The organism is Dokdonella sp., assembly GCF_051958935.1.
Classification (GTDB): domain Bacteria; phylum Pseudomonadota; class Gammaproteobacteria; order Xanthomonadales; family Rhodanobacteraceae; genus Dokdonella_A.
In genome coordinates, this window is sequence record NZ_JBQCFP010000193.1 from 14,570 (window position 1) to 38,174 (window position 23,605).

The window sequence follows — 23,605 nt, forward strand, 5'->3', positions numbered from 1 at the left end:
GGGTCAGGAACCGGGTGGATCGCGCAGCTTCATGAGATCTGCGCGGAAGCGCGCGAACTCCTCTTCGCCACGCGCGCCGATGCGCGCGCGCAGCACATAGGCGGGGTGCACGGTCGCGAGCGCCCACTGGCCCTCGCCGCGCTCGACCCACTCGCCACGCTGCTGCATGAGCCTGAAGCCGGAGCCGAGCACGACCTTCGCGGCGAGGCTGCCGAGGCAGACGACGATGCGTGGTCGGATGCGCGCGAGTTCGCGATCGAGCCATTGCAGGCAGGCGGCGACTTCCGCCGCATTCGCGCGCTTGTGCAGGCGGCGCTTGCCGCGCAGTTCGAACTTGAAGTGCTTGACCACATTGGTGACGTAGACCGTGCTGCGGTCGATGCCGACGTCTTCGAGCACCACGTCGAGGAGATGGCCCGCGGGGCCGACGAAGGGCCGTCCTTCGAGGTCCTCCTTGTCGCCCGCCTGCTCGCCGATGATGACGATCGGCGCGTCTTCGGGACCTTCGCCGAAGACCGTCTGCGTCGCCGGCCGCCAGAGATCGCAGGCGCGGCACGCGCGTGCGGACCGGCGGAGCGTGGTCAATGACGGCGGTCTGCGGATCGGCATGATCGAAGGGCGGCGTGCGGAGTGGGAGTGTGTGCCATGCGCGGCTGAACAGCGCCCAACCCCGCAGGCACGCGGCGGCTTCGTTCAGGCGGCGTCGAGGACGTGCGCCTAGGCTTGCGCGAACGCCACGCATGGAGGACACCATGGCACGCCCGATCTGGAACGGCACGCTGTCGTTCGGCCTGCTCAATATCCCCGTCGCGGTGATGAGCGGGCAACGGACCAACGACCTGCATTTCCGCATGCTCGATTCGCGCAACAACAAGCCGGTGCGTTACGAGCGCGTCAACGCGCAGACCGGTCGGGAAGTGCCGTGGAAGGACATCGTCAAGGCCTTCGAGTACCGCAAGGGAAACTACGTCGTGCTGGAACCGGAGGACATCGAGGGCGCCGCGCCGGAAAGCCACGAATCGGTCGACCTCGAAACTTTCGTCGAGGCCGACGCGATCGGCCCGGAGTACTACGAAAAGCCGTACTACCTCGTGCCGGGCAAGCGCGCCGAGAAGGGCTACGTGCTGCTGCGCCAGACACTCGAAAAGACCGGTCGCATCGGCGTCGGGGGTGTCGTGATCCGCACGCGCGAGTACCTCTGCGCGGTGCTGCCGCGCGGCAAGGCGCTCATGCTGAACCTGCTGCGCTATCCGTCCGAAGTGATCCCGCAGAGCGAATATTCGTTTCCCGCGAGCGCGCAGCGCGTCAATCGCAGCGAGCTGGCGATGGCCGAGAAGCTCGTCGAGGCGCTGTCGGGCGAATGGAAGCCCGAGCAGTTCAAGGATGAATTCCGCGCGCGACTCAAGAAGGTGATCGAGAAACGGCTCAAGAGCGGCAAGACGGTGGAGGCCGAACCGGAGGAAGCAGCGGCGCCGGCGGAGAAGTCGACCAACGTCGTCGATTTCGTTTCGTTGCTCAAGCAGAGCCTCGCCGAAGGCCGGCGCGCACCAGCGAAGAAGAAGGCGGCGAAGCGCACGACGCCGCGCAAGAAGGCCACGCGCAAGAGTACGACGCGAAAGCGCGCATGAGCGCGCGGCTCGCATATCGCGTTCAGCACACGCCGCGCACACTCGCCCAACGGTCGTCCAGGACACGCCATGCCCCTCGCCGAATACAAGCGCAAGCGCAACTTCAAGGCGACGCCCGAGCCCGCCGCCGGTGGCGATCGCGGCCACGGCATCTTCGTCGTGCAACTGCATCACGCGAGCCGGCGCCACTACGACTTCCGCCTCGAGCACGCCGGCGCGCTGAAGAGCTGGGCGGTGCCGAAGGGGCCGAGCTTCGATCCCAGGGTGAAGCGCATGGCGGTGCAGGTCGAGGATCATCCGCTGTCGTACGCGGGTTTCGAAGGCGACATCCCCGAAGGCAACTACGGCGCGGGCCACGTCGATGTCTTCGACCGCGGCACGTGGGAACCGGAAGGCAGCGTGCGCGAGGGGCTCGCCAAGGGCGAACTCAAGTTCACCTTGCACGGCGACGTGCTGCGCGGCTCGTGGGTACTCGTGCGCACGCGCGGCGACGGCAAGAAGCCGCAATGGCTGCTGATCAAGCACCGTGACGAGTACGCGGGCGAGCGCGAGGCCGACGATTTCGTCGACCCGCGCTCCGATCGGCCGCTGCCGCTGCGCGAGCGGCGCAAGGTCTGGCAGGACGCCGAACCCGAGCCGTCGCGGGCACTCGATCCGCGTGCGCGCGGGCGCGCCGAGACCATCGACGACGGTCCGTTCGATCCGGAACTGTGCAAGCCCGAATCGCAGGCGCCGGACGGCGACGGGTGGCTGCACGAAGCGAAGTGGGATGGTTACCGCATCCTCGCGTCGATCAAGGGCCGCCGCGTGCGCTTGTGGTCGCGCAACCGGCTCGAGTGGACCGACAAGGTGCCCGAACTCGTCGAGGCATTGCGGGGTCTGGGCGTGAAGAGTGCGCAGCTCGACGGCGAGATGGTCGCGTTGCGCGACGGCCGGGACGATTTCAATGCGCTGCAGGGGCGGCTTTCGGCGGAGCAGAAGGCGCCACTCGCGTACATGCTGTTCGACCTGCCGCACCTGGACGGCCGTTCGCTGCGGGAGCTGCCGTTGCTCGAGCGCAAGGCGCGCCTCGAAGCGCTTCTCGCCGAGCGCGGCAACGAGTTGCTGCGCTATTCCGCGCACCAGGTCGGGCATGGCGCCGCGGTCTACGCGCAGGCGGTGCGTGCGGGCCTCGAAGGCATCGTCAGCAAGCGCGTCGACAGCCCGTACCGTGCCTCTCGCAATGGCGACTGGATCAAGATCAAGGCGCGCCGCTCCGACGAGTACGTGGTGATCGGTTTCACCGAACCGAAAGGCAGCCGCAGCGGTTTCGGCGCGCTGCTGCTCGCGCGGCCGGGCAAGGACGGCCTCGAATACATCGGGCGCGTCGGCACGGGTTTCAGCACCGAGCAACTGCGCAGCCTGCGCAAGGATCTCGCCGGCACGCGCATCGACGAGACGCGGGCCGACGTGTCGAAGATGACCCGCGCCGACCGCGCCGGCGCAATCTGGGTCGAGCCGGTGCTCGTCGTCGAGGTCTATCATCAGGGCCTCGGCGGCCTCGGGCTGCTGCGACAACCGGCGCTCAAGACGGTGCGCGAAGACAAGTCGCTCGGGGATCTCGTCAAGGATGCGCGTGCGCGTGGAGCGAAGCCGCGTTCTGCGGCTGCGCGCGTGCAGAAGACCCCGTCCGCGCGGACGCGAGGGGCTGCGACGAAGAGCCCTTCCGGCCAGCGGACGAAGACGCCCGCCGGGTCGGACCCGGGCGACGTGCGCCTCACCCATCCCGAGCGCGAAGTGTTTCCGGGCGAGGGCATCACCAAGGCGGACGTCGCCGCGTACTACCGCGCGGTCGCGCCGTTGCTGCTTGCCGACATCGGCGACCGGCCGCTGTCGGTAATGCGCTGCCCCGATGGCACCGGCAACGCCTGTTTCTTCCAGAAACACACGGGCCGCGGCTGGGGCGACCATGTGCGCTCGGTGCTGGTGAAGGAAAAGAGCGGCAGTGATCGCTATCTCGCCGTCGACGACGCGATCGGCGTGCTGCAGCTGGTGCAGATGAACGTGCTCGAGTTCCATCCCTGGGGCGCGCTCGCGAGCGACCAGGCGCATGCCGATCGCGTCATCTTCGATCTCGACCCGCACCCGTCGGTGGCCTGGGCCGAGGTGAAGAAGGCCGCGCGCACCGTGCGCGATGCCCTTGCGGCGATCGGCCTGGAGTCATTCCTGCGTACGTCCGGCGGCAAGGGCCTCCACATCGTCGTACCGCTCGCGCCCGCCGTGCCGTGGGACGAGGCCAAACGCTTCGCCGAGCAGGTCGCCGACACGCTCGCGAGCGCCCGCGCGCGGACCTTCGTCAGCGTCGCCGGCGAACAGAAGCGCGACAAGCGCATCTTCATCGATTGGCTGCGCAATGCGCGCGGCGCGACCTCGATCGGTTCGTACTCGCTGCGCGCGCGCGCCGGCGCGCCGGTCGCGATGCCGATCGAGTGGAGCGAACTCGCGCGCCTCCCGAGCGGCGCCGCCTACGACATCCGCTCCGCGCTCGCGAAGATCAAGCGCCGCAAGCGCGATCCGTGGGAAGGCTTCTACCGCATCCGCCAGACACTGCCGTCGCCTTCGAACAAGGCGAAACGGAAGCACGCGTCGCGGCCTGTGGGCAGTAGCAACGCCTGAAACACGCGACGGACTCGAAGGAAGCACGACTCGGGCATTGACCGATCAGGTCCGCGGCGGGTCGCGCGTTCCGGTATCGACCGTCTCTATCCGGCCTTCCTTCGTGCCCTCGATGTCTTGTGTTCAATCCTTTCTCGGTCAGGCAGCCGAAGCGGGCAGGTGGTCCAGGAGTTTGTCCAGCGTGACCGGATAGTCGCGCACGCGCACGCCGGTGGCGTGATGGATCGCATTGGCGATGGCAGCGGCGACCCCGCAGATGCCGAGTTCGGCGACGCCTTTCGCCTTCATCGGCGAGGACATCGGATCGGTTTCGTCGAGGAAGACGACGTCGAGGTGCGGAATGTCGGCGTGCACGGGGACTTCGTAGCCGGCAAGGTCGTGGTTGACGAAGAAGCCCGCGCTGCGGTCGACGACGAGGTGTTCCGACAGCGCTGCTCCGACGCCCATCGTCATCGCACCGATGACCTGGCTGCGCGCCGTCTTCGGGTTGAGGATGCGGCCGGCCGCGCACACCGCGAGCATGCGCTTCACGCGCGTCTCGCCCGTCGCCGCGTCGACGCGCACCTCGACGAAATGCGCGCCGAAGGTCGATTGCTGGTACCGCTTGTCGAGGTCGCCGTATTCCATGCTGTCCTCGGCGACGAGTTCGCCGGCGCGCGCGGCATCGCTCAACGCGAGGTCACGCTCGCCCGCGCGCACGCGTCCGTCGACGAACTCGGCATCGGGCGGCAGCCCGAGCTTCGCGGCGACCGCCTCGCGCAGCTTCGTGCAGGCGGCATAGACGCCGGCGGTAGAGCTGTTGCCGCCCCACTGGCCGCCCGACCCGGACGACACCGGATAGTCGGAGTCGCCGAGGCGAACGACCACGCGATCGAGTGGTATGCCCATCATCTCGGCCGCGGTCTGCGCGATGATCGTGTAGCTGCCCGTGCCGATGTCGGTCATGTCGGTTTCGACCGTGACGACGCCGTCCTTGCCGAGGCGCACGCGCGCGCCGGACTTCGTCACGAGATTGTTGCGGAATGCCGCTGCGACGCCGAAGCCGACCAGCCAGCGGCCGTCGCGCGTGCTCGCCGGCCGCGGATTGCGCCCCTTCCAGCCGAATTTTTCCGCGCCCATCGTGAGGCAGTCGACGAGCCGGCGCTTGGAGAACGGCCGCTCGGGATGCTCGGGATCGACCTGCGTGTCGTTGGCGACGCGGAACTGCACGGGATCGATGCCGAGCTTCTCGGCTATTTCGTCGATCGCGATCTCGAGCGCCATCATGCCGGGTGCTTCGCCGGGCGCGCGCATCGCATTCGCCTCGGCGAGGTCGAGCACGGCGAGACGCAACGCCGTCATCCGGTTCGCGCCCGCGTAAAGCAGCCGCGTCTGATCGACCGCGGTCTCGGGCTTGCCGCCGGTCAGGTCGCCGGACCAGCTCTCGTGTGCGATCGCGGTGATCCGGCCCTCGCGCGTCGCGCCGATGCGGATGCGCTGGATCGTCGCCGGCCGATGCGTCGTGTTGTTGAACATCAGAGGGCGCTGCAGCGCGACCTTGACCGGCCGCTTCGCCGCGCGCGCTCCGAGCGCGGCGAGCACGGCGTCGGCGCGCACGAACAGCTTGCCACCGAAGCCGCCGCCGATGAACGGCGACATGAGGTGCACTTTCTCCTTCGGGATGCCGAGCGTCTTCGCGACGTCGGCGACGCCCCAGGCGACCATCTGGTTGGACGTCCAGAGGACGAGTGTGCCGCCGTCCCACAGCGCGGTCGAGGCGTGCGGCTCCATCATCGCGTGCGACTGGTCGGGCGTGGTGTAGGTCGCGTCGAGTTTGACCGGCGCTGCGGCGAACGCGCCATCGAAGTCACCGACGGACGTGTCGGGCTTGCCCGATTCCGGCTTCGAAGCCGAGTCCTTCGCGCGTGCGAGGTCGAACGCACCGTCGGCGCGCGCGTAGTCGACGCGGATGCGCCGCGCGGCCCAGCGCGCCTGTTCGAACGATTCGGCGACCACGAGCGCGATCGCCTGGTGGTAGTGCTCGATCGACGGGCCACCGAGCAGGGTCGCGGTGTTCTTGTCGCCCTTACCAAGGGGGCCCGCGTTGTCCGCGGTCACGATCGCGAGCACGCCGGGAGCGGCTCGGGCCGCGGAGAGATCCATCGAACGGATCGTGCCTTTGGCGATGGCCGCGCCGACGACGTAACCGTAGGCGGGGTGCGCGACGGCATCGTGATGTTCGTATGCGTAGCGCGCGGTGCCCGTCGTCTTCAGCGGACCGTCGATGCGATCGACCGGCTGGCCGACGACCGCGAGCCGATCGATCGGGTTCTTCGTCGCAGGCGTGTCGAATTTCATCGCGCGGTCCTCGCATCGGCGATCGCGGCGTCCAGCGTGCGCCGCGCGAGCGTGATCTTGAACGCGTTGTCGGGCGACGTGCGCGCGTCCTTCAGCAGGCCGTCGACGACGGCGCGCGGGTCGGACGCCAATGCGCGCTCGGCGTCGTGGTCACGCCACGGCTTGGGCGCGACGCCACCGAGCGCGACGCGGCCGCTGCCGTCCGGCTGGCGCACGAGCGCGACCGACACGAGCGCGAACGCATACGACGCGCGGTCGCGCACCTTGCGGTAGACGTGGGTGCCGCCGGGCGGCGGCGGCAGCACGACGGCGGTGATCAGTTCGCCGGGCTCGAGCGTGGTTTCGATGTGCGGCGTCGAGCCGGGCAGGCGATGCAGGTCGGCCAGCGCGAAGCGGCGCGTCGAACCGTCGCCACGGATCGTTTCGACTTCGGCATCGAGCACGCGCATCGCGACCGCCATGTCGCTCGGATGCGCGGCGATGCAGGCGTCGCTGGTGCCGACGATCGCATGCAGGCGGCGCCAGCCCGCGAGCGCGGCGCAGCCGCTGCCGGGTTCGCGCTTGTTGCAAGGCTGGTCGGGGTCGTAGAAATACGGACAGCGCGTGCGCTGCAGCAGGTTGCCCGCGGTCGTGGCGCGGTTGCGCAGCTGCGGCGACGCACCCGCGAGCAGCGCGCGCGCGAGCACCGGGTAGTCGCGCCGCACACGCGCGTCGGCGGCGAGGTCGGTGTTGCGCACCAGCGCGCCGATGCGCAGCCCGCCGGCGTCCGTCGGCTCGATCCTCGCGAGGTCGAGGCCATTGACGTCGATGAGGTGCGCGGGCGTTTCGATCTCGATCTTCATGAGGTCGAGCAAATTGGTGCCGCCGGCGATGAACTTCGCGCCGGGCACGCTCGCAGCGCGCGCGGCGGCCTGCGCGGTCGAGGTCGCGCGCTCGTAGGTGAACGCCTTCATGGGCGCGCTCCCGCGACCTCGGTGATCGCGTCGATGATGTTCGAGTACGCGCCGCAGCGGCAGATGTTGCCGCTCATGCGCTCGCGCAGTTCATCCGGCGTCGACGCCGGCGTGGCGGCGACATCGGCGGCCGCGTTGCTCGGGATGCCGCGACGCAGCTCCTCGAGCATCGCGACCGAGGAGCAGATCTGTCCCGGCGTGCAGTAGCCGCACTGGTAGGCGTCATGGTGCACGAACGCCGCCTGCATCGGATGCAGCCGGCCCGGCGTGCCGAGGCCTTCGATCGTCGTGATCTCGTCGCCGTCGTGCATGACGGCGAGACTCAGGCAGGCGTTGATGCGGCGGCCGCCGGCGATGACCGTGCACGCGCCGCATTGGCCATGATCGCAGCCCTTCTTGGTGCCGGTGAGATGCAGGTGTTCGCGCAAGGCATCAAGCAGGGTGGTGCGCGTGTCGAGTTCGAGTGTCTTCGCGGTACCGTTGATGCGCAGGCTCAGCGTGCGCATGACGGGCGCGTCGGCCTTCGCAGTGGCCACGGCCTGCGCGGGCGGGGCGCCGATCCAGCAGGCCGCGGCACCGCCGACGAGCAGGTTGCGGCCCAGCACTAGCGCATCGCGACGGGCGGGATCGACCGCATCGGATTCCTTCATGGAGGAACTCCCGGGAGGGCAACCCGGCCACGATGCGCGCGGCGCACTGAATGTGCGTTCAATCGCGCGGTGTCGCCGAAGGAGCTGCGCTCAGTCGCCGCCGTCGTCGGCGGTCTGCAGGTCGAGCGGGTCCGCGTCGTAGGCGATGAGATCGCCGGGCTGGCACTCGAGCACCGCGCAGAGCCTGGCGAGGGTCGAGAAACGCACGCCGCGGACCTTGCCGGAACGGAACAGCGAGAGCTGCGTCTCGCTGACGCCGATCGTCGCCGCGACGTGCTTGGCCTTCATGCCCTTGCGCGCGAGCAGCGCGTCGAACGTGATGCGGATCGGCATCAGAAGATCCCGTCGAGTTCGGCCTGCATCGCGGCCGCGCGTTCGAGCACCTGCGCCACCAGCGCGAGCGATGCGCCGAGCGCGCACAGCACCGCGCTACCGATGTCGTAGGCGATCGCATAGCCGGGATCGCTGCCGAACCAGCGCAGCAGGGTCGGCACGGCGAACAACGCGAACGCGGCACCGAAAGCGAGCATGAAGCCGACGCGGTGCAGTGCGGTCGCGATCACCGGCGTATGGAATGCGCCGCGCGCGAATCCGGCGAGGGCGACGCGGACCCAGGCGAGCGCCATGAGGTAGCAGCCCTCGGGGACCGCGACGGCGAGCTGCCGCCCTGCTTGCGCGAGGGTGGTCGCTTCGAAACCGCTGCGCCCGATCGCCGCCGCGACAGCGCCGAAACGTTCGGCGAGCAGCAGCAACGCGAGCCCGGCGAGCAGGATGTCGAGGGCGCGGGCGAGGCGCGCGCTGCGCGCGCGAAGCGGCGCGGGAAGGGGCGCGGGCATCGGGACATCGGGCATCGGAATTTAACCTTGACTTAAATTTCTTGCGGTCGTAGTTTAATTAAAACATAAATTCGACCGCGCCGAACCCATGCCGGCACGACCGGCCACCACGAGTACCGCCATGTCTTGCCTGCAGACCCGACAGCTGGTGCACCGCTACCGCGACGATCTCGTCCTCGACGGCATCGATCTCGATGTCCCCGAAGGCAGCATCTACGGATTCCTCGGGCCGAACGGCGCCGGCAAGACGACGACCTTGCGCCTCCTGCTCGGCCTGCTCGCCTGCGAGGGCGGCGAGATCCGCGTGTTCGGCCGGCGCCTGCAGGACGATCGGCGCGAGCTGCTGCGCCGGGTCGGCTCGATGATCGAAAGTCCGTCGTTTTACGAGCATTTGACCGCGCGTGAAAACCTGCTCCTGCTGCAGCGGATCCATCGCTGCCCGATGGCGCGGATCGAGGAGGTGCTCGAGCTGGTCGGCCTCGCCGGCACCGGTCGCAAGCGCGCGGGACTGTTCTCGCTGGGCATGAAGCAGCGGCTCGGCATTGCGATCGCGCTGCTGCACGGCCCGGATCTGCTGATCCTCGACGAGCCGACCAACGGCCTCGACCCGAACGGCATCGTCGAGATGCGCGCGCTGCTGCAGCGACTCAACCGCGAGCGGGGCATGACCTTGCTCGTCTCCAGCCACCTGCTCGCCGAGGTCGAGCGACTCGTGACCCATGTCGGCATCCTGCATCGCGGGCGCCTGCTGTTCCAGGGGCCGATCGATGCGCTGCGCACACGCCAGCGCGCGACGCGGTTGCTCGTGCTGCGCACCGACGACGACCCTGCTGCGCACGCGCGGCTCGTGCAGGCCGGTCACGTCGCGCGGATCGAGGAGCGCTGCCTCGTACTGCCCGGACTCGACGATGCCGGCGTCGTCGCGATCGTGCGCGACCTCGTCGGTGCGGGCATCGGTGTGCGCGAGGTCGGCGGCGCGTGCGGCGACCTCGAAAGCCTGTTCCTCGAGATGGTCGACCCGCCCGCCGCGCGGGAGGCCGCATGAGCGCCGCGTTCGTCGACGCGCTGCAAGGCGAATGGCTGAAGCAGCGTCGCAGCCTGGCGACCTGGATGGTGCTGGCCGGCGCGTGCTTCACGCCGGTGATCATCCTCCTCGTGCGCCTCGTGCGCCATGCCGGATTGCCGGTCCTGCACGCGGCCGCGGACTTCTGGACGAAACTCTGGTCCAGCGCGTGGGAGTCGTCGGCGATCTTCTTCCTGCCGATGGGCCTCGTGCTCGCGACGAGCCTGATCGTGCAGATCGAATTCCGCAACAACACGTGGAAGCAGGTGCACACCTTGCCGATCGGGTCCGCGACGATCTACTTCGCGAAGCTCGCGATCGTCCTGCTGCTGCTCGTGCAGTTCCTGCTCGCGTTCAACCTCGCGTTGTGGTTCACCGCTGCAGTGCCGGCCTGGATCGTGCCCGGGCTGAGGATGCCCGACGCGCCGATCCCGTGGGCTGCGTTCCTGCGCGACGACCTCGGCTACGCGATCGGCGGCCTGCCCATCGTCGGGCTGCAGTACGCGATCGCGTTGCGCCATCGCAACGTGATGGTTCCGATCGGCGTCGGCTTCCTGCTCTGGGTCGGCACGCTCGGCATGCTCTCCACGCGCTGGGGTTCGTCGAGTCCCTACGCGGCGACGATGCTGCAATACATCGGCGTGGCGAGTCCCGGCAGGCTGCCGCCGCCGGTACTCGACGTGCACGGGCTCGCGCTCGGCTATTTCGTACTGTTCACCGGCGCGGGTTACCTGCTGTTCGCACGGGCGCGGAGCAAGGGATGAGCACGGGTTTGCGCCCATCCCGCTGTCCGGCATCGGAAAGGAGGAAAAAGGGAACCGCCCGAAGGCTTTGCGAAGGCCTTCGACGGCCGCTCCGCTCATCGTCGGCGCGATGTCCTCAGGAGCTGCCGCCATGAACGCCCGCCTCGTCCTCGCCGCCTTCGCAATCGCCGCAACCAGCATTGCCCACGCGCAATCGTGCGCGCGGCACCTGTTCGTGAGCGGCTACTTTTCCAACAACGTCGCGATCTTCGACGCCTGCGACGGACGCTTCCTGCGCCAGCTCGACGGCGCCGGGCGCATCAGGGGCGCGCAGGCGGTGCGGCTCAATCCCGCCGACGACCTCATCTACGTCGTCAGCGAGATCAACGGCCAGGTGCAGCGCTACCGGCACGATGCAAGGTACGCGTTCGTCGACGTGTTCGCGCAGTTCACGCCCGAGATCGACCCCACCGGCATCGCCTTCGGTGCGGACGGGCGCGTCTTCGTCGCGAGCTACGGCACGAGCCGCGTGTTGGAGCTCGATCGCGCGACCGGGCAGGTGATCGGCATCGCGCTGCCGGGCGACAGCGGCCTGCTCGGCGCGGACAACGGGCTCATGATGAGCGGGGCGGGGGTGCTCTACGTGCCGGGCTATTCGAGCGCCAGCGTCGCGCGTGTGAACCCTGCGACGGGCGAAGTGCGCGCCGCGTTCGTGCCGGCGCGCGCGCAGGGCCTGCGGCGCACGCGCGGCATCGTCGACGAAGGCGCGACGATCCTCGTCGGCGGCGAGGGCAGCGGCGAGATCTATCGTTTCGACGCCGACACCGGCGCGTTCGTCGGCAAGGCGGTGACCGGCCTCGGCCTCCCGACCGGTCTCGCGCTCGACGCGGATGGCTCGATCCTCGTACTCAGCGGCACCAGCGTGATCCGTTTCGATCGTGCCAGCGGTGCCCGGCTCGGCGTGCTCGCCAGCACGAATGCAGGGGCGATCGACGGCGGCACGTTCATTGCGCTGATCCCGGTGGTCGGTGCTTCGGGCAGCATGCCGATCACGAGCGGTTTCACGGGCACCTGGGTCGATGCGGGCGTCACCGGCCAGCTCGGTCTCGGTCTTGAAGTGCTGCCGGACGACCGCCTCGTCGCCGAGATCTACACATTCGCCCCTCTCGGTGGCCAGGCGTGGATCGGCGGCGTCGGGCCGATCGATGGCGATCACGCGACGGTCACGCTGTCGACGATCGATGGCCCGGGCGGGCGTTTCGGTGCCGCCTTCGATCCCGCGCGCGTGCAGAACACCACCTGGGGCAGCGCGACCCTGCGCTTCAGCGACTGCAACCACGGCACGCTCGACTGGGATTCGGACGTGCCGGGGTACGGCAGCGGATCAATGGAACTCGTGCGCGTGACGATGCCGTCAGGCCTTGCCTGTCCTTGATGCTTCGGGGCGTTCGCGCGGCTGATGGGTGGTGATGGGCATAGCGGCTGCAGGCTGGCGCTTGCACCGCGCGTCGATGCACTCGGGGTGAAGGCTCCGCGCGCCGCGTTCAAACTGATTACGGCGTCGCCCGATTCGAAGACGGTGTCGCCGATGCCCGCTGAACGACTGCGGGTGCCCGGCGCGGGCGAGCGAAGCGAGGAGGACGAGGGGCAGGGCGGAGCGGACCGCGATGCGCGGCATGAGGGGTGCAGAATGCGGCGTCGTGGCGCGCTCCGTACAAGACGCACTTCCGGCAGCGAAAGCGTCATCGGTGCGGCATGGCCGGTGCTACAGTTCGCAGGTTGCATCCACCGGGAACGAAGCATGCTGTCATCCGGAACCTATCCCATCGGCACGCCCGGCCAGGCCTGGGGCGATGCCGAGCGTGCGACGTGGCTGGCGCGCCAGGTGCGCCGGCGCAGCTACGTCGACGAAGTCGCCAGCGCGATCGATCGCCTGCGCGACCGCTTCGACGTGGCCCCGTACGGCCAGCTCGACTATCCGCCCGAGCAGTTCGACGTGTTCGCGGTGCGCAGCCGCGACTGGGACCACGCGTTGCCGACGGTGCTCGTCACCGGCGGCGTGCACGGCTACGAGACGAGCGGCGTGCACGGCGCGCTGCGCTTCCTCGATCGCCATGCGCAGGACTACGCCGGCCGCGTGAACCTGCTCGTCGCGCCGTGCGTGAGTCCGTGGGCGTACGAGCGCATCCATCGCTGGAACCCGCTCGCACTCGATCCGAACCGTTCGTTCCGCGAGGACAGCCCCGCCGCGGAATCGGCCGCGCTGCTGCGCCTGGTCGCGCCGCTGCGCGACGCCGTGCTCGTGCACGTCGATCTGCACGAGACGACCGACAGCGACGAATCGGAATTCCGTCCCGCGCTCGCGGCGCGCGACGGCGTGCCGTTCGAGCCGGGCGAGATCCCCGATGGTTTCTACGTCGTCGGCGACAGCGAGAACCCGCAGACCGAGTTCCAGCAGGCGCTCATCGCCGCGGTGGCCAAGGTCACGCACATCGCGCCGGCGGACGCGAAGGGCGAGATCATCGGCTCGACCGTGGTCGCTCCCGGCGTCATCAACTATCCGCTGAAGCGGCTCGGCCTGTGCGCGGGCATCACCAACGCGCCGTACACGACGACGACCGAGGTGTACCCCGACAGCCCGCGCGCGACGCCCGAGCAGTGCAACGCGGCGCAGGCGGCCGCAGTCTGCGCCGCGATCGATTTCGCGCTGGCGCGCACGCCGCGCTGACCGGCGGCGTCGGGCGGTACGCGTGCACTGCGTCGGCGTCGACGGCTGCAAGGCCGGCTGGTTGGCAGTCGAGCGCACGTGCGACGGTTTCGCGTTCGCCGTGCACCCGGGTCCGGGTGAACTCGTCGCCGCGCACGCGGATGCGCACGTGATCGCGGTCGACGTGCCGATCGGCTTGTCGGACGACGGGCCTCGGGCGCCGGACGCCGATGCACGCCGCTTCGTCGGGCGGCACCGCGCGCCGAGTGTCTTCTCCGCGCCGGTGCGCGGCGTGCTCGGCGCGGCGACGTACGCCGAAGCGCTGCGCCTGCATCGGCAACTCGACCGCGAGCATCGCGGCCTCAGCGCGCAGGCGTTCGGCATCCTGCCGAAGATCCGTGCGTGGGACGAGGCGTTGCGTAGCGATCCCGACGCGAGGGCGCGCGTGTTCGAGATCCATCCGGAAGTCTCGTTCGCGGCCCTGAACGACGACGTCGGCCTAGCCGCGGGAAAGAAGACCGTGCACGGCCGCAAGCAGCGGCTTGCACTGCTCGGTCGGGTGTTCGACGAAACGGCGGTGCGCGCGCTGCTGGCCGCGGTCCCGCGCCGCGCCGCCGCGGCCGACGACGTGCTCGATGCGTTCGCGGCGCTGTGGTCGGCGGAGCGCATTGCGAACGGCGTCGCGCGCTCGCTGCCACCGACACCGGCGGTCGACGCGAATGGCTGGCACGTCGCGATCTACTACTGAGCGGAGCTCGCTGCGTTCGTGTGGAGCGGCTGCGGCCGCGATACCTTTTTTCCACCGATGGAACCGCCGATCGCGGCTGAAGTCGCTCCCACGTAAAGCAGGCGAACGCCCCGCGCACGCGCATGTCTCAATTCCCCGCGCCGAAGCGTTCTCCGACGACGGGCCGCAATGACGCGGTCCCTTTGTCGACAAAGGAGCTTTCCATGAAGAAGCTACTTGGCACGATGCGCGTTCGCACGGTGCTGTTCGGTCTCGTCCTCGGCCTTTCCGCGGCCTCCGCATGGGCGCTGCCGCCGGGCGGCGGTGGCGGCGGCCATGTCTGCATGATCGATCCGGCCAATACCGGCGCCTACCTCAGCTGTCTGAACTACTTCAGCTCCAGCTTCTGTTGCTGGATCTACGGCCTCTAGCCGGTCGCTTCGGGCGACAGGGACGTCACCCGAATCCGTTTCGCGAGAGGTGCATCGGCGGTTGCGAAGGACGGCGTCCGGCGATGCGGTGACGGGGGTGATGATGAACGGAACTCTGCGTGTGCTGCGCGGCGTCGCCTCGACGCTTGCGCTCGTCGTCGTCGCGGCTGCCTGCGGCTGGCTCGGTGTATCGGCGCTGCGCAGCTTCACCGCGCAGCCAGCGCTGCAGCCTGGCGACTACTCGGCGATCGTGCGCGACGCGGGCGAGCCGGTCGTGCTGTTCGCGACGACGACGTGTCCGTACTGCCGGCAGGCGCGTGCGTTGCTCGACGCGATGAAGGTCGAGCACGTCGTCTACGATGTCGACACGTCGCCGTCCGCGCGCTCGCTGTACGAACGATTGCACGCGAACAGCGTGCCCGTGCTCGTCACGACGAGCGTGCGCATCACGGGTTTCGACGAAGCGACGTACCGCGCGACGCTCGATGGGCACGTCGCCGGCGGTAGCTCCACGCACTGACGCGCAAGCGCAAGTCTCGACGAGCTGCCGCCGCATCGACATGCGGCGTCTACGCGCGTGAGCGCTGCTGGGCACGCCGCCCTGCGTCGGGCCATGCTTGCGAGCGTTGCGCCCACGCAAGTTTTACGACGAATTTACGCGTCCGCGCCTGCGCGGAATGGAGGCTTTACGCGCCCGCGACCCAGACTTTCGCGGTGGCCGATCCGGCCTCGTGAAGGTCCTGCATCACCATGCCCCGATTCCATCCGCCGCGGCGTCGCCGTGGCTTCCTGCTTCCGCTCGCGGTCGCCGCCTCGTCCGGCGCCGTGTCGACGGCGCAGGTCGTGACGTTCAACGGCAACGCCACGCTGACCACTGACTACGTCTGGCGCGGCAGCACGCAGTCCGACGGCGACCCCGCGGCGCAGGCCGGGTTCAAGGTATCCGCCGACAGCGGCTTCTATGCGTCCGCGTGTGGATCGAGCATCAAGTTCGCGCCCGAACTCGACGCGAGCACCGAACTCGATCTCACGCTCGGCTGGAGCAGGAAGCTGTCCGACGACTGGGCCGTCGACGTCAACGTGCTGCGCTACGTCTACCCGGGCACATCGGTCGACCTCGACTGGACCGAACTCGACGGCACGCTGACCTGGCGCAACAACTTCTGGTTCTCGGCCGGCTGGTCGAACGAGGCGCTCGGCTACGACCACAGCGGCCTCTACACCCAGATCGGCGCGCGCTTCCCGCTGGACGACCGGTTCCGCCTCGAGGCGATGGTGTCGCATTACTTCCTGAGCCGCGACGTCGTCGCCCGCAGGGGCTACACGCATGCGCAGGTGAATGCTATCTGGGCGTTCCAGGCGCCGTTCGAGCTGCGCCTGTCGGGCCACGCTACCGACAGCGACGCGAAGGCGATCTTCGGCGACGACTACGCGGGTTCGCGCGTCGAAGCCGCGTTGCAAGCTTCGTTCTGAGGAGGTCCGAACATGCCCGGCTGGTTGATGTTCGTATTCAGCTTGTTGGTCGTCCTGACCTTCATCTATCTGCTTTACGTCGTGCTGCGCCCGGAAGATTTCTGACTGCCACGACATCGCCACGCCATTCGGCGACAGGGTCCCATTGCCATGATCGAAATCGTTCTCGTATTCGCCGCGGCGATCGCCCTCGGCTGGCCGCTCGGCCTGTATCTCGCACGCGTGTTGCGTGGCGAGGCGTCGCGCCTCGACGTCGTGTTCGGCCCCCTCGAGCGGTTGGTCTACCGCGCGCTCGGCACCGACCCGCGCCTCGGCATGTCGTGGAAGGGCTACGCGCGAGCGTTCGTCGTCAGCAACGTGGTGCTCGGCGTGCTGGTCTGGCTGCAGTTCATGACACAGACGTGGCTGCCGCTCAATCCCGACGGCGTGCCGAACATGCGTTGGGACCTCGCGCTGCACACGATGGTGTCGTTCCTCACCAACACCAACCAGCAACACTACTCCGGCCAAGCGCAGCTGTCGTACCTGTCGCAGATGGTGGGCATCGTCGGCCTGCAGGTGATCACGCCGATGATGGGCCTCGCGATGGCGGTCGCGACCCTGCGCGGCCTTTTCGGCGGCCGCGACGCACAGGCCGCACGCGCGGATGCGCAGAGCCTGCCGGCGCAGGCGGTCCCCGCGGAGCGCGACCTCGGCAACTACTGGGTCGACCTTACGCGCGCGACGGTTCGCTTCATGTTGCCGCTGTGCCTCGTCTGGTCGGTGCTGTTGACTTCGCAGGGCGTGCCCGCGACGCTCGAGCGCGGCCCCACGGTCGCGCCCGTCGACGCGACGGTCGAACTGAAGGAGCAGCACATCCCGCTCGGGCCGGTCGCACCGATGGTCGCGATCAAGCAGCTCGGCACCAACGGCGGCGGCTGGTACGGGCCCAACAGTGCGGTGCCGCTCGAGAACCCGACGCCGTTCTCCAATTTCCTCGAGGTGCTCGCGATCCTCCTCGTGCCCGTCGCGGTCACGTTCATGGCCGGCGTCCTGGTGCGTCGGCGCCGGTTCGCCGTGCTCGTGTTCGGCAGCATGCTGCTGATGTCGGTCGTCTCGAGCGGGCTAGGCGCATGGTCGGAAGGCCATTCGGCGAGCACGCACGACATCGCGCTCATGGAAGGCAAGGAAGTGCGCTTCGGCGCCGACGCTTCGGCGCTGTGGGCGACCCTCACGACGCAGACGAGCAACGGTTCCGTCGACGCGATGCACGACTCGCTCGCGCCGCTGACCGGCGGCGTCGCGATCGTCGACATGCTCGTCAACGCCATCTGGGGCGGCATCGGGTGCGGCCTCATGCAGTTCGTCGTCTACCTGCTGCTCGCGGTGTTCCTCGCCGGGCTCACGACCGGTCGCACGCCGGAGTTGTTCGGACGCAAGATCGAGGCACCCGAAGTGCGCCTGTTCGCGCTGCTGATCCTGCTGCAACCGATCGTCGTGCTCGGTTTCACCGCGATCGCGCTGAGTTTCCCGTCGATCACGGCGAACTCGAATCCCGGTTTCCACGGCGTCAGCCAGGTGTTCTACGAATACGCATCCGCGTTCGCCAACAACGGTTCCGGCTTCGAGGGGCTCGGTGACGGCACCTACTGGTGGAACCTGTCGTGCACGCTCGTGCTGATCCTCGGCCGCTATCCCGCGCTGATCGTGCCCCTGGCGATTGCCGGCCTGATGTCGCGCAAGAAGGTCGCGACGGAGAGCGCGGGCACCTTGCACGTCGAAACGCCGACCTTCGCGCTCACCCTCGTCGCGGTGATCGTGATCCTGACCGTCCTGCAGTTCATGCCCGCGCTCGTGCTCGGCCCGGTAGCCGAACACCTGTCGCTCGCCGTTTCGTGAGGGAGGCCGCCGTGACCGATACTCCGCTCCACCTCGGCACCGCCCGCCGCCATCCTGCCGGTGGACTCGATGCCGCTGCCCTGCGCGCCGCGATCGCCGAATCGTTCCGCAAGCTCGCGCCGCGGCAGGCGATGCGCAGCCCGGTGATGGCCGTCGTGCTGCTCGGCACGCTGCTGTCCGCGCTGATCACGGTCGCCGCGTCGACCCACCGGGCATTCGGCATCGCGGTGACCGCGACGCTGTTCGTCACCGTGCTGTTCGCGAACTTCGCCGAGGCCGTCGCCGAGGCGCGCGGGCGCGGCCAGGCTGCGTCGCTGCGCGCGGCGCGGCGCGACCTGGTCGGCCGACGCATCGACGACGCCGGCAACGAAATGCCCGTGCCGGCGAGCGAACTGCGCGCGGGCGACCGTGTGGTCGTCTCCGCGGGCGAGTTCGTGCCCGCCGACGGCGAGATCGAACGCGGCGTCGCGACGATCAACGAAGCCGCGGTCACCGGCGAATCCGCGCCGGTGCTGCGCGAAGCGGGCGCCGATCGCAGCGGCGTGATCGGCGGTACGAAAGTACTCTCGGACGAAATCGTCGTGCGCGTGAGCGCCGAGCCCGGCGGCAGCTTTCTCGACCGCATGATCGCGCTCGTCGAGGGCGCGAACCGGCAGAAGACACCCAACGAGATCGCGCTGACGATGCTACTCGCGGCGATGACGTTGACCTTCCTCGTCGTCTGCGTGACCTTGCCGTTCCTCGCCGGCTTCGTCGGCGTGAAACTCGATCCTCTGCTGCTCATCGCACTGCTCGTCTGCCTCATTCCGACGACGATCGGCGGGCTGCTGCCGGCGATCGGCATCGCCGGCATGAACCGCGCGCTGAAGGCGAACGTGCTCGCCAAGTCGGGCAAGGCGGTCGAAGTCGCCGGCGACGTCGACGTGCTGCTGCTCGACAAGACCGGCACGATCACCCACGGCGACCGCCAGGCGACCGCGTTTCATGCGCTCGGCGGCATCGACCGCGAGCAGTTGCGCGATGCCGCGCTGCTGTCGTCGCTCGCCGATCCGACGCCGGAAGGAAAGTCGATCGTCCGGCTCGCGCGCGAGCAGCGCAGTCGCGTCGAGGATCCCGAGCAGGCGACCTTCATCTCGTTCAGCGCGCAGACGCGCATGTCCGGCGTCGACGTCGGTGCGCGTTCCATCCGCAAGGGCGCGAGCGACGCGATCGCGCGGCACGTGAACGCGCTCGGCGGCGTCGTATCGCCGGAACTCGAAGCGCGCGTCGCGCAGGTCGCGCGCGGCGGCGCGACGCCGCTCGTGGTCGCCGACGGCAAGCACGTGCTTGGCGTGATTGAGCTCTCCGACGTCGTCAAGCACGGCGTGAAGGAACGCTTCGCACGCCTGCGCGAGATGGGCATCCGTACCGTGATGATCACCGGCGACAACCCGCTCACCGCGGCCGCGATCGCCGCGGAGGCGGGCGTCGACGACTTCATCGCCGAAGCGAAACCGGAGGACAAGCTCGCGCGCATCCGTGCCGAGCAGGCCGCCGGCCACCTCGTCGCCATGATCGGCGACGGCACCAACGATGCGCCCGCGCTGGCGCAGGCCGACGTCGGCGTGGCGATGAACTCCGGCACGCAGGCGGCGAAGGAGGCCGGCAACATGGTCGACCTCGACAACGACCCGGCCAAGCTGCTTGCGGTGGTCGAGGTCGGCAAGCAGCAGCTCATCACGCGCGGCGCGCTGACCACGTTCTCGCTCGCCAACGACGTGTCGAAGTACTTCGCGATCCTGCCCGCGATGTTCGCCGCGACGCTGCCGTCGATGGCCTCGCTCAACCTGATGCGCCTCGCGAGCCCGAACAGCGCGGTGCTGTCCGCGCTCGTGTTCAACGCGCTGATCATTCCGGCGCTGATCCCGCTAGCGCTCAAGGGCGTGCGGTTCAAGCCGGCCAGCGCGGTCGCGCTGCTGCGCCGGAACATGCTCGTCTACGGCGTTGGCGGCGTGTTGCTGCCGTTCGTCGGCATCAAGGCGATCGATCTCCTGCTCGCCGCCATCGGAGTATGAACATGAACCACTCGCCGTTCTACCTCGATGATCGCACCTCCTGGCGCGCCGCCTTCGTCCTCGCCGCGATCGTGCTCGTCGGCTACGGCTTCCTCTATTCGCTCGCCGGCACCGCGCTCGGTCGCGCACTGTTCCCGCACGCCGCCACCGGCAGCCTGATCGAGCAGGGCGGCAAGGTCGTCGGTTCAGCGCTGGTCGCGCAGCCGTTCGCCGACGCGCGCTACTTCTCGCCGCGGCCGTCTGCGGCCGGGTACGACCCCATGGCTGCGGGCGGCAGCAACCAGGCGCGCAGCAACCCGGTGCTGCGCAAGCGCCTCGACGACGCGATCACGGCGGTGGCCGCGCGCGAGGGCGTCGCACGCGAAGCCGTGCCGGGCGACCTGGTGACCGAGTCCGGCGGCGGCCTCGATCCGCACGTGTCGCCGGCCGCGGCGCGGCTGCAAGTCGCGCGCGTGGCGAAGGCGCGCGGCCTCGCCGAGGCGGACGTCGCTGCGCTGGTCGAGCGGCACGTCGAGCGGCGCGAGTTCGGCCTGTTCGGCGCACCGCGCGTCAACGTGCTCGAACTCAACCTCGCGCTCGACGCACGCGGGCGCTGAACGCGGCACAATGCAGCGATGGACGATCCGCGCAGCGCCCAGGCCGACGCCCTCATCGGCGAACTGCGTCGTGAAGGCGCTGGTCGCCTCACGATCTTCCTTGGCGCCGCGCCCGGCGTCGGCAAGACCTACACGATGCTCGCCCGCGCGCGCGAGCTGAGGCGCCGCGGCGTCGACGTCGTCGTCGGCATCGTCGAGACGCACGGCCGCGTCGAGACCGCGGCCCTGCTCGAAGGCCTCGAGCAGCTGCCGCGCGGGCGCGTCGAGTACGCCGGGCGCATGCTCGAGGAATTCGATCTCGACGCGATGCTCGCACGCCGTCCCGCGCTCGCGCTGGTCGATGAACTCGCCCATCGCAACGTGCCCGGCAGCCGCCACGAGCGCCGTTGGCAGGACGTGCTCGAACTGCTCGACGCGGGCATCGACGTGCACACGACGATCAACATCCAGCACCTCGAGAGCCTCAACGACGTCGTGCACCGGATCACCGGCGTGCGTGTCGCCGAGACGGTACCCGACATCGTGTTCGACCGCCTGCGCGACATCGTGCTGGTCGACCTGCCGCCGCGCGAACTCATCGAACGCCTGCAGCAGGGCAAGGTGTACGTGCCGGAGCAGGCGACGCAGGCGCTGCAGGCGTTCTTCTCGCCGTCGAACCTCGCCGCCTTGCGCGAACTCGCCATGCAGACCGCGGCGGACCGCGTCGACAGCGACCTGCGCGAGGCGCAGGCCGCGCGTGGCCTGCCGGGCGCGTCGCTACGCCGGCGCGTGCTGGTCGCGATCGACGGCCGCGGCCAGTCGGAATACCTCGTGCGCGTCGGGCGCCGGCTCGCCGAACGCCGCGACGCGCCGTGGAGCGTGATCAGCGTGCAGGGCAGCGGCGCGGTCGACGCCGCGCGGCAGATGGAACTCGATCGCGCGTTCGCGCTCGCGCGCCGCCTCGGCGGCGAGACCGAGCTGTTGCACGGTTCGAGCATCGTCGACACGCTGCTCGATCACGCGGCGCGCAGCGGCGCCTCGGCGATCGTGCTCGGGCGCACGCGCGAGCGCCCGTTCGCGCGCATGCTCAACCGCACGCTCACGCAGCAATTGATCCAGCGCGGCGCGCATTACGAACTGACGATCGTCGGCACGCCCGAGGCGCGCGCGAAGTCGCGCCGCTCGCTGCGCGACCTGCGCGGCTGGTTGAATCGCAGCGACGCCGCGCTGGCATTGTTCGCGCCCGCCGCGGCGGCGGTCATCGCCGGCCTGGCCGAGCGCTGGGCCGGCCTGCACGACCTGTCGATGGTGTTCATCGTCGCGGTCGTGCTCGTGGCCGCGCGAACCGGCATGACCGCTGCGGTGGTCGCGGCGACGCTGTGCTTCGTCAGTTACGACTTCTTCTTCATCGAGCCGCGCTACACGTTCTACATCAGCGCGCGACAGGGCGTCGCGACCGTGTTCCTGTTCCTGCTCGCCGCGCTCGTCGCCGGGCGGCTCGCCTCGCGCCTGCGCGCGCAGGTGCTCGGGCTGCAGGCGGCGAACGTGCATGCGACCGCGCTGCAGGGCTTGTCGCAGGCACTTGCCGGCGCGGCCGACCTCGGCGAGGTGGTCGGCGCGGGGGCGCGCGCGCTCAAGCGTGCGCTCGGCGCGGATGCGTTGATCGAGCTCGGCGACGCGCCGCTGCGCGGCGCCGCGCTCGGCGACCGCGACCGCGCCGCGGCGGACTGGGCGCGTCGCAACGCGCAACCCGCCGGCCGCTACACCGACACGATGGCCGGGGCGGACTGGTGGTTCCTGCCGCTCGCGACCGGCGGTGCCGGCGCCGGCGTGCTAGGCTTGCGCTTCGAGGCGCAGCAGGCGCGGCTCAGTGCCGAGCAGCGCCGGCTCGCCGAGGCGATGGCCGAGGACATCGCGCAGGCGATCGTGCGGGTGCGCCTGGTCGGTGACCTGCAGGACGCGCGCATCACGGGAGAGACCGAGCGCCTGCGCTCGGCGTTGCTGTCGTCGGTGTCGCACGACCTGCGTTCGCCACTTGCGTCGATCATCGGCGCGGCGAGCAGCCTCGACAACTACGCTGCCGCGATGGACGAAGAGGACCGCCACGGCCTGCTCGAGACGATCCGCCTCGAGGGCGAGCGGCTCGACCGCTATGTCCAGAACCTGCTCGACATGACCCGCCTCGGCCACGGCGGCCTCGCGCTCAATCGGGACTGGATCGGCGTCGGCGAACTCATCGGCTCCGCGGTCGCGCGCCTGCAGCGCTACCAGCCCGACGCGCGCTTCGACATCGCGGTCGGCGACGGCATCGGGCCGATCTGGGTGCATCCGGCGCTGATCGAGCAGGCGCTGTTCAACGTGATCGAAAACGCGGCGAAGTTCTCGCCCGCGGGGGAAGCGATCGCTATCGCGGCGCGCGTGCTCGACGACGGCGCGTTGCGCATCGACGTGCGCGACCGCGGACCGGGCATTCCCGAGGACGAGCGCCGGCGCGTCTTCGACATGTTCTACAGCGTCGAGCGCGGCGATCGCGGGCGACAAGGCACGGGCCTCGGCCTTGCGATCTGCCGCGGCATGGTCGGGGCGCACGGTGGCAGCGTCGAGGCGCTGCCCGGCGCCGACGGGCGCGGCACGATCATCCGCATCACGTTGCCGCGCGTCGAACCCGCGTGACCGCCGCGGATTCGCGCCGCTTGCGCGCGAACGCTAGGATGGCCGCATGAGCGAGCCCGCCAACGCCGCCGCCGCGCGCATCCTCGTTGTCGACGACGAGCCACAGATCCGCCGCTTCCTCGACATCAGCCTGCGCGCGCAAGGCTATCGCGTCGAGACCGCGGCCGACGGCGCCGCGGGCCTCGCCGCGCTCGCAACGCACGGCGCCGACCTCGTGATCCT

At 69.6% G+C, this 23,605-nt stretch carries 22 protein-coding genes; 16 read left to right on the forward strand and 6 right to left on the reverse strand.

Annotation, left to right across the window (positions count from 1 at the left end):
* Positions 1-3: 3 nt before the first annotated feature.
* On the reverse strand, positions 4-609 hold the full coding sequence (locus ACTHK2_RS17955; protein ID WP_440247108.1) for a UdgX family uracil-DNA binding protein: 606 nt from the start codon (positions 607-609) through the stop codon (positions 4-6).
* A 143-nt stretch (positions 610-752) separates the two neighbouring features.
* On the opposite strand from ACTHK2_RS17955, the gene ku reads away from it, so the two are divergent.
* Together ku and ligD are read left to right on the forward strand one after the other, a co-directional pair.
* Positions 753-1,628, forward strand: coding sequence for a non-homologous end joining protein Ku (gene ku / locus ACTHK2_RS17960; RefSeq protein WP_440247109.1), 876 nt, complete (start codon positions 753-755; stop codon positions 1,626-1,628).
* A 69-nt stretch (positions 1,629-1,697) separates the two neighbouring features.
* Positions 1,698-4,283, forward strand: coding sequence for a DNA ligase D (ligD, locus tag ACTHK2_RS17965; RefSeq protein ID WP_440247110.1), 2,586 nt, complete (start codon positions 1,698-1,700; stop codon positions 4,281-4,283).
* A 138-nt stretch (positions 4,284-4,421) separates the two neighbouring features.
* On the opposite strand, the gene paoC is transcribed toward ligD, so the two are convergent.
* The 5 genes from paoC to ACTHK2_RS17990 all read right to left on the reverse strand — a co-directional run bounded on the left by paoC (position 4,422) and on the right by ACTHK2_RS17990 (position 9,059).
* The gene (gene paoC, locus ACTHK2_RS17970) at positions 4,422-6,620 is read right to left on the reverse strand and encodes an aldehyde oxidoreductase molybdenum-binding subunit PaoC (protein WP_440247111.1); all 2,199 of its coding nucleotides are present in this window, start codon (positions 6,618-6,620) and stop codon (positions 4,422-4,424) included.
* Positions 6,617-7,573, reverse strand: coding sequence for an FAD binding domain-containing protein (locus ACTHK2_RS17975; RefSeq protein ID WP_440247112.1), 957 nt, complete (start codon positions 7,571-7,573; stop codon positions 6,617-6,619). Before ACTHK2_RS17975 ends, paoC begins: the two co-directional genes overlap by 4 nt.
* Positions 7,570-8,223, reverse strand: coding sequence for an aldehyde dehydrogenase iron-sulfur subunit PaoA (gene paoA / locus ACTHK2_RS17980; RefSeq protein WP_440247113.1), 654 nt, complete (start codon positions 8,221-8,223; stop codon positions 7,570-7,572). Before paoA ends, ACTHK2_RS17975 begins: the two co-directional genes overlap by 4 nt.
* A 90-nt stretch (positions 8,224-8,313) precedes the next feature.
* Entirely contained in the window at positions 8,314-8,556 is a 243-nt protein-coding gene (locus ACTHK2_RS17985) for a helix-turn-helix domain-containing protein (protein WP_440247114.1), read from the reverse strand.
* Entirely contained in the window at positions 8,556-9,059 is a 504-nt protein-coding gene (locus ACTHK2_RS17990) for a hypothetical protein (RefSeq protein WP_440247115.1), read from the reverse strand. Before ACTHK2_RS17990 ends, ACTHK2_RS17985 begins: the two co-directional genes overlap by 1 nt.
* Before the next feature lie 121 nt (positions 9,060-9,180).
* Here ACTHK2_RS17990 and ACTHK2_RS17995 point away from each other — a divergent pair, with 121 nt between their 5' ends.
* The 14 genes from ACTHK2_RS17995 to ACTHK2_RS18060 form a co-directional block, all read left to right on the forward strand.
* Complete coding sequence (locus ACTHK2_RS17995) at positions 9,181-10,104, forward strand: ATP-binding cassette domain-containing protein (RefSeq protein WP_440247116.1); 924 nt, start codon at positions 9,181-9,183, stop codon at positions 10,102-10,104.
* Positions 10,101-10,886, forward strand: a complete 786-nt coding sequence (locus ACTHK2_RS18000; RefSeq protein ID WP_440247117.1) for an ABC transporter permease — start codon at positions 10,101-10,103, stop codon at positions 10,884-10,886. The genes ACTHK2_RS17995 and ACTHK2_RS18000 overlap by 4 nt, the downstream gene beginning before the upstream one ends.
* 130 nt (positions 10,887-11,016) lie before the next feature.
* On the forward strand, positions 11,017-12,300 hold the full coding sequence (locus ACTHK2_RS18005) for a Vgb family protein (RefSeq protein WP_440247118.1): 1,284 nt from the start codon (positions 11,017-11,019) through the stop codon (positions 12,298-12,300).
* Between the two features lie 366 nt (positions 12,301-12,666).
* A complete protein-coding gene (locus ACTHK2_RS18010) occupies positions 12,667-13,593 on the forward strand; it encodes a M14 family metallopeptidase (RefSeq protein WP_440247119.1) in 927 nt (308 codons plus the stop codon).
* 22 nt (positions 13,594-13,615) lie between these two features.
* Positions 13,616-14,320: a DUF429 domain-containing protein gene (locus ACTHK2_RS18015; protein ID WP_440247120.1), complete on the forward strand. Its 705-nt coding sequence runs from the start codon at positions 13,616-13,618 to the stop codon at positions 14,318-14,320.
* Between the two features lie 203 nt (positions 14,321-14,523).
* Positions 14,524-14,730 carry a hypothetical protein gene (locus ACTHK2_RS18020; protein ID WP_440247121.1) on the forward strand — a complete coding sequence of 69 codons (207 nt, stop codon included), beginning with the start codon at positions 14,524-14,526 and terminating at the stop codon, positions 14,728-14,730.
* A 100-nt stretch (positions 14,731-14,830) separates the two neighbouring features.
* Positions 14,831-15,250 (forward strand): glutaredoxin family protein, encoded by a 420-nt coding sequence (locus ACTHK2_RS18025; protein WP_440247122.1) that lies wholly within the window; start codon positions 14,831-14,833, stop codon positions 15,248-15,250.
* Positions 15,251-15,480: 230 nt separating this feature from the next.
* Complete coding sequence (locus tag ACTHK2_RS18030; RefSeq protein ID WP_440247123.1) at positions 15,481-16,203, forward strand: TorF family putative porin; 723 nt, start codon at positions 15,481-15,483, stop codon at positions 16,201-16,203.
* A 12-nt stretch (positions 16,204-16,215) separates the two neighbouring features.
* Positions 16,216-16,308, forward strand: a complete 93-nt coding sequence (locus tag ACTHK2_RS18035; protein ID WP_440247124.1) for a potassium-transporting ATPase subunit F — start codon at positions 16,216-16,218, stop codon at positions 16,306-16,308.
* A gap of 45 nt (positions 16,309-16,353) precedes the next feature.
* Positions 16,354-18,081: a potassium-transporting ATPase subunit KdpA gene (gene kdpA / locus ACTHK2_RS18040; RefSeq protein WP_440247125.1), complete on the forward strand. Its 1,728-nt coding sequence runs from the start codon at positions 16,354-16,356 to the stop codon at positions 18,079-18,081.
* Positions 18,082-18,092: 11 nt separating this feature from the next.
* Complete coding sequence (gene kdpB, locus ACTHK2_RS18045) at positions 18,093-20,135, forward strand: potassium-transporting ATPase subunit KdpB (RefSeq protein ID WP_440247126.1); 2,043 nt, start codon at positions 18,093-18,095, stop codon at positions 20,133-20,135.
* Entirely contained in the window at positions 20,132-20,731 is a 600-nt protein-coding gene (gene kdpC / locus ACTHK2_RS18050; RefSeq protein ID WP_440247127.1) for a potassium-transporting ATPase subunit KdpC, read from the forward strand. The genes kdpB and kdpC overlap by 4 nt, the downstream gene beginning before the upstream one ends.
* An 18-nt stretch (positions 20,732-20,749) precedes the next feature.
* On the forward strand, positions 20,750-23,383 hold the full coding sequence (locus tag ACTHK2_RS18055; RefSeq protein ID WP_440247128.1) for an ATP-binding protein: 2,634 nt from the start codon (positions 20,750-20,752) through the stop codon (positions 23,381-23,383).
* A 46-nt stretch (positions 23,384-23,429) separates the two neighbouring features.
* A partial coding sequence (locus ACTHK2_RS18060) for a response regulator (protein WP_440247130.1) occupies positions 23,430-23,605 on the forward strand: 176 nt, incomplete at its 3' end.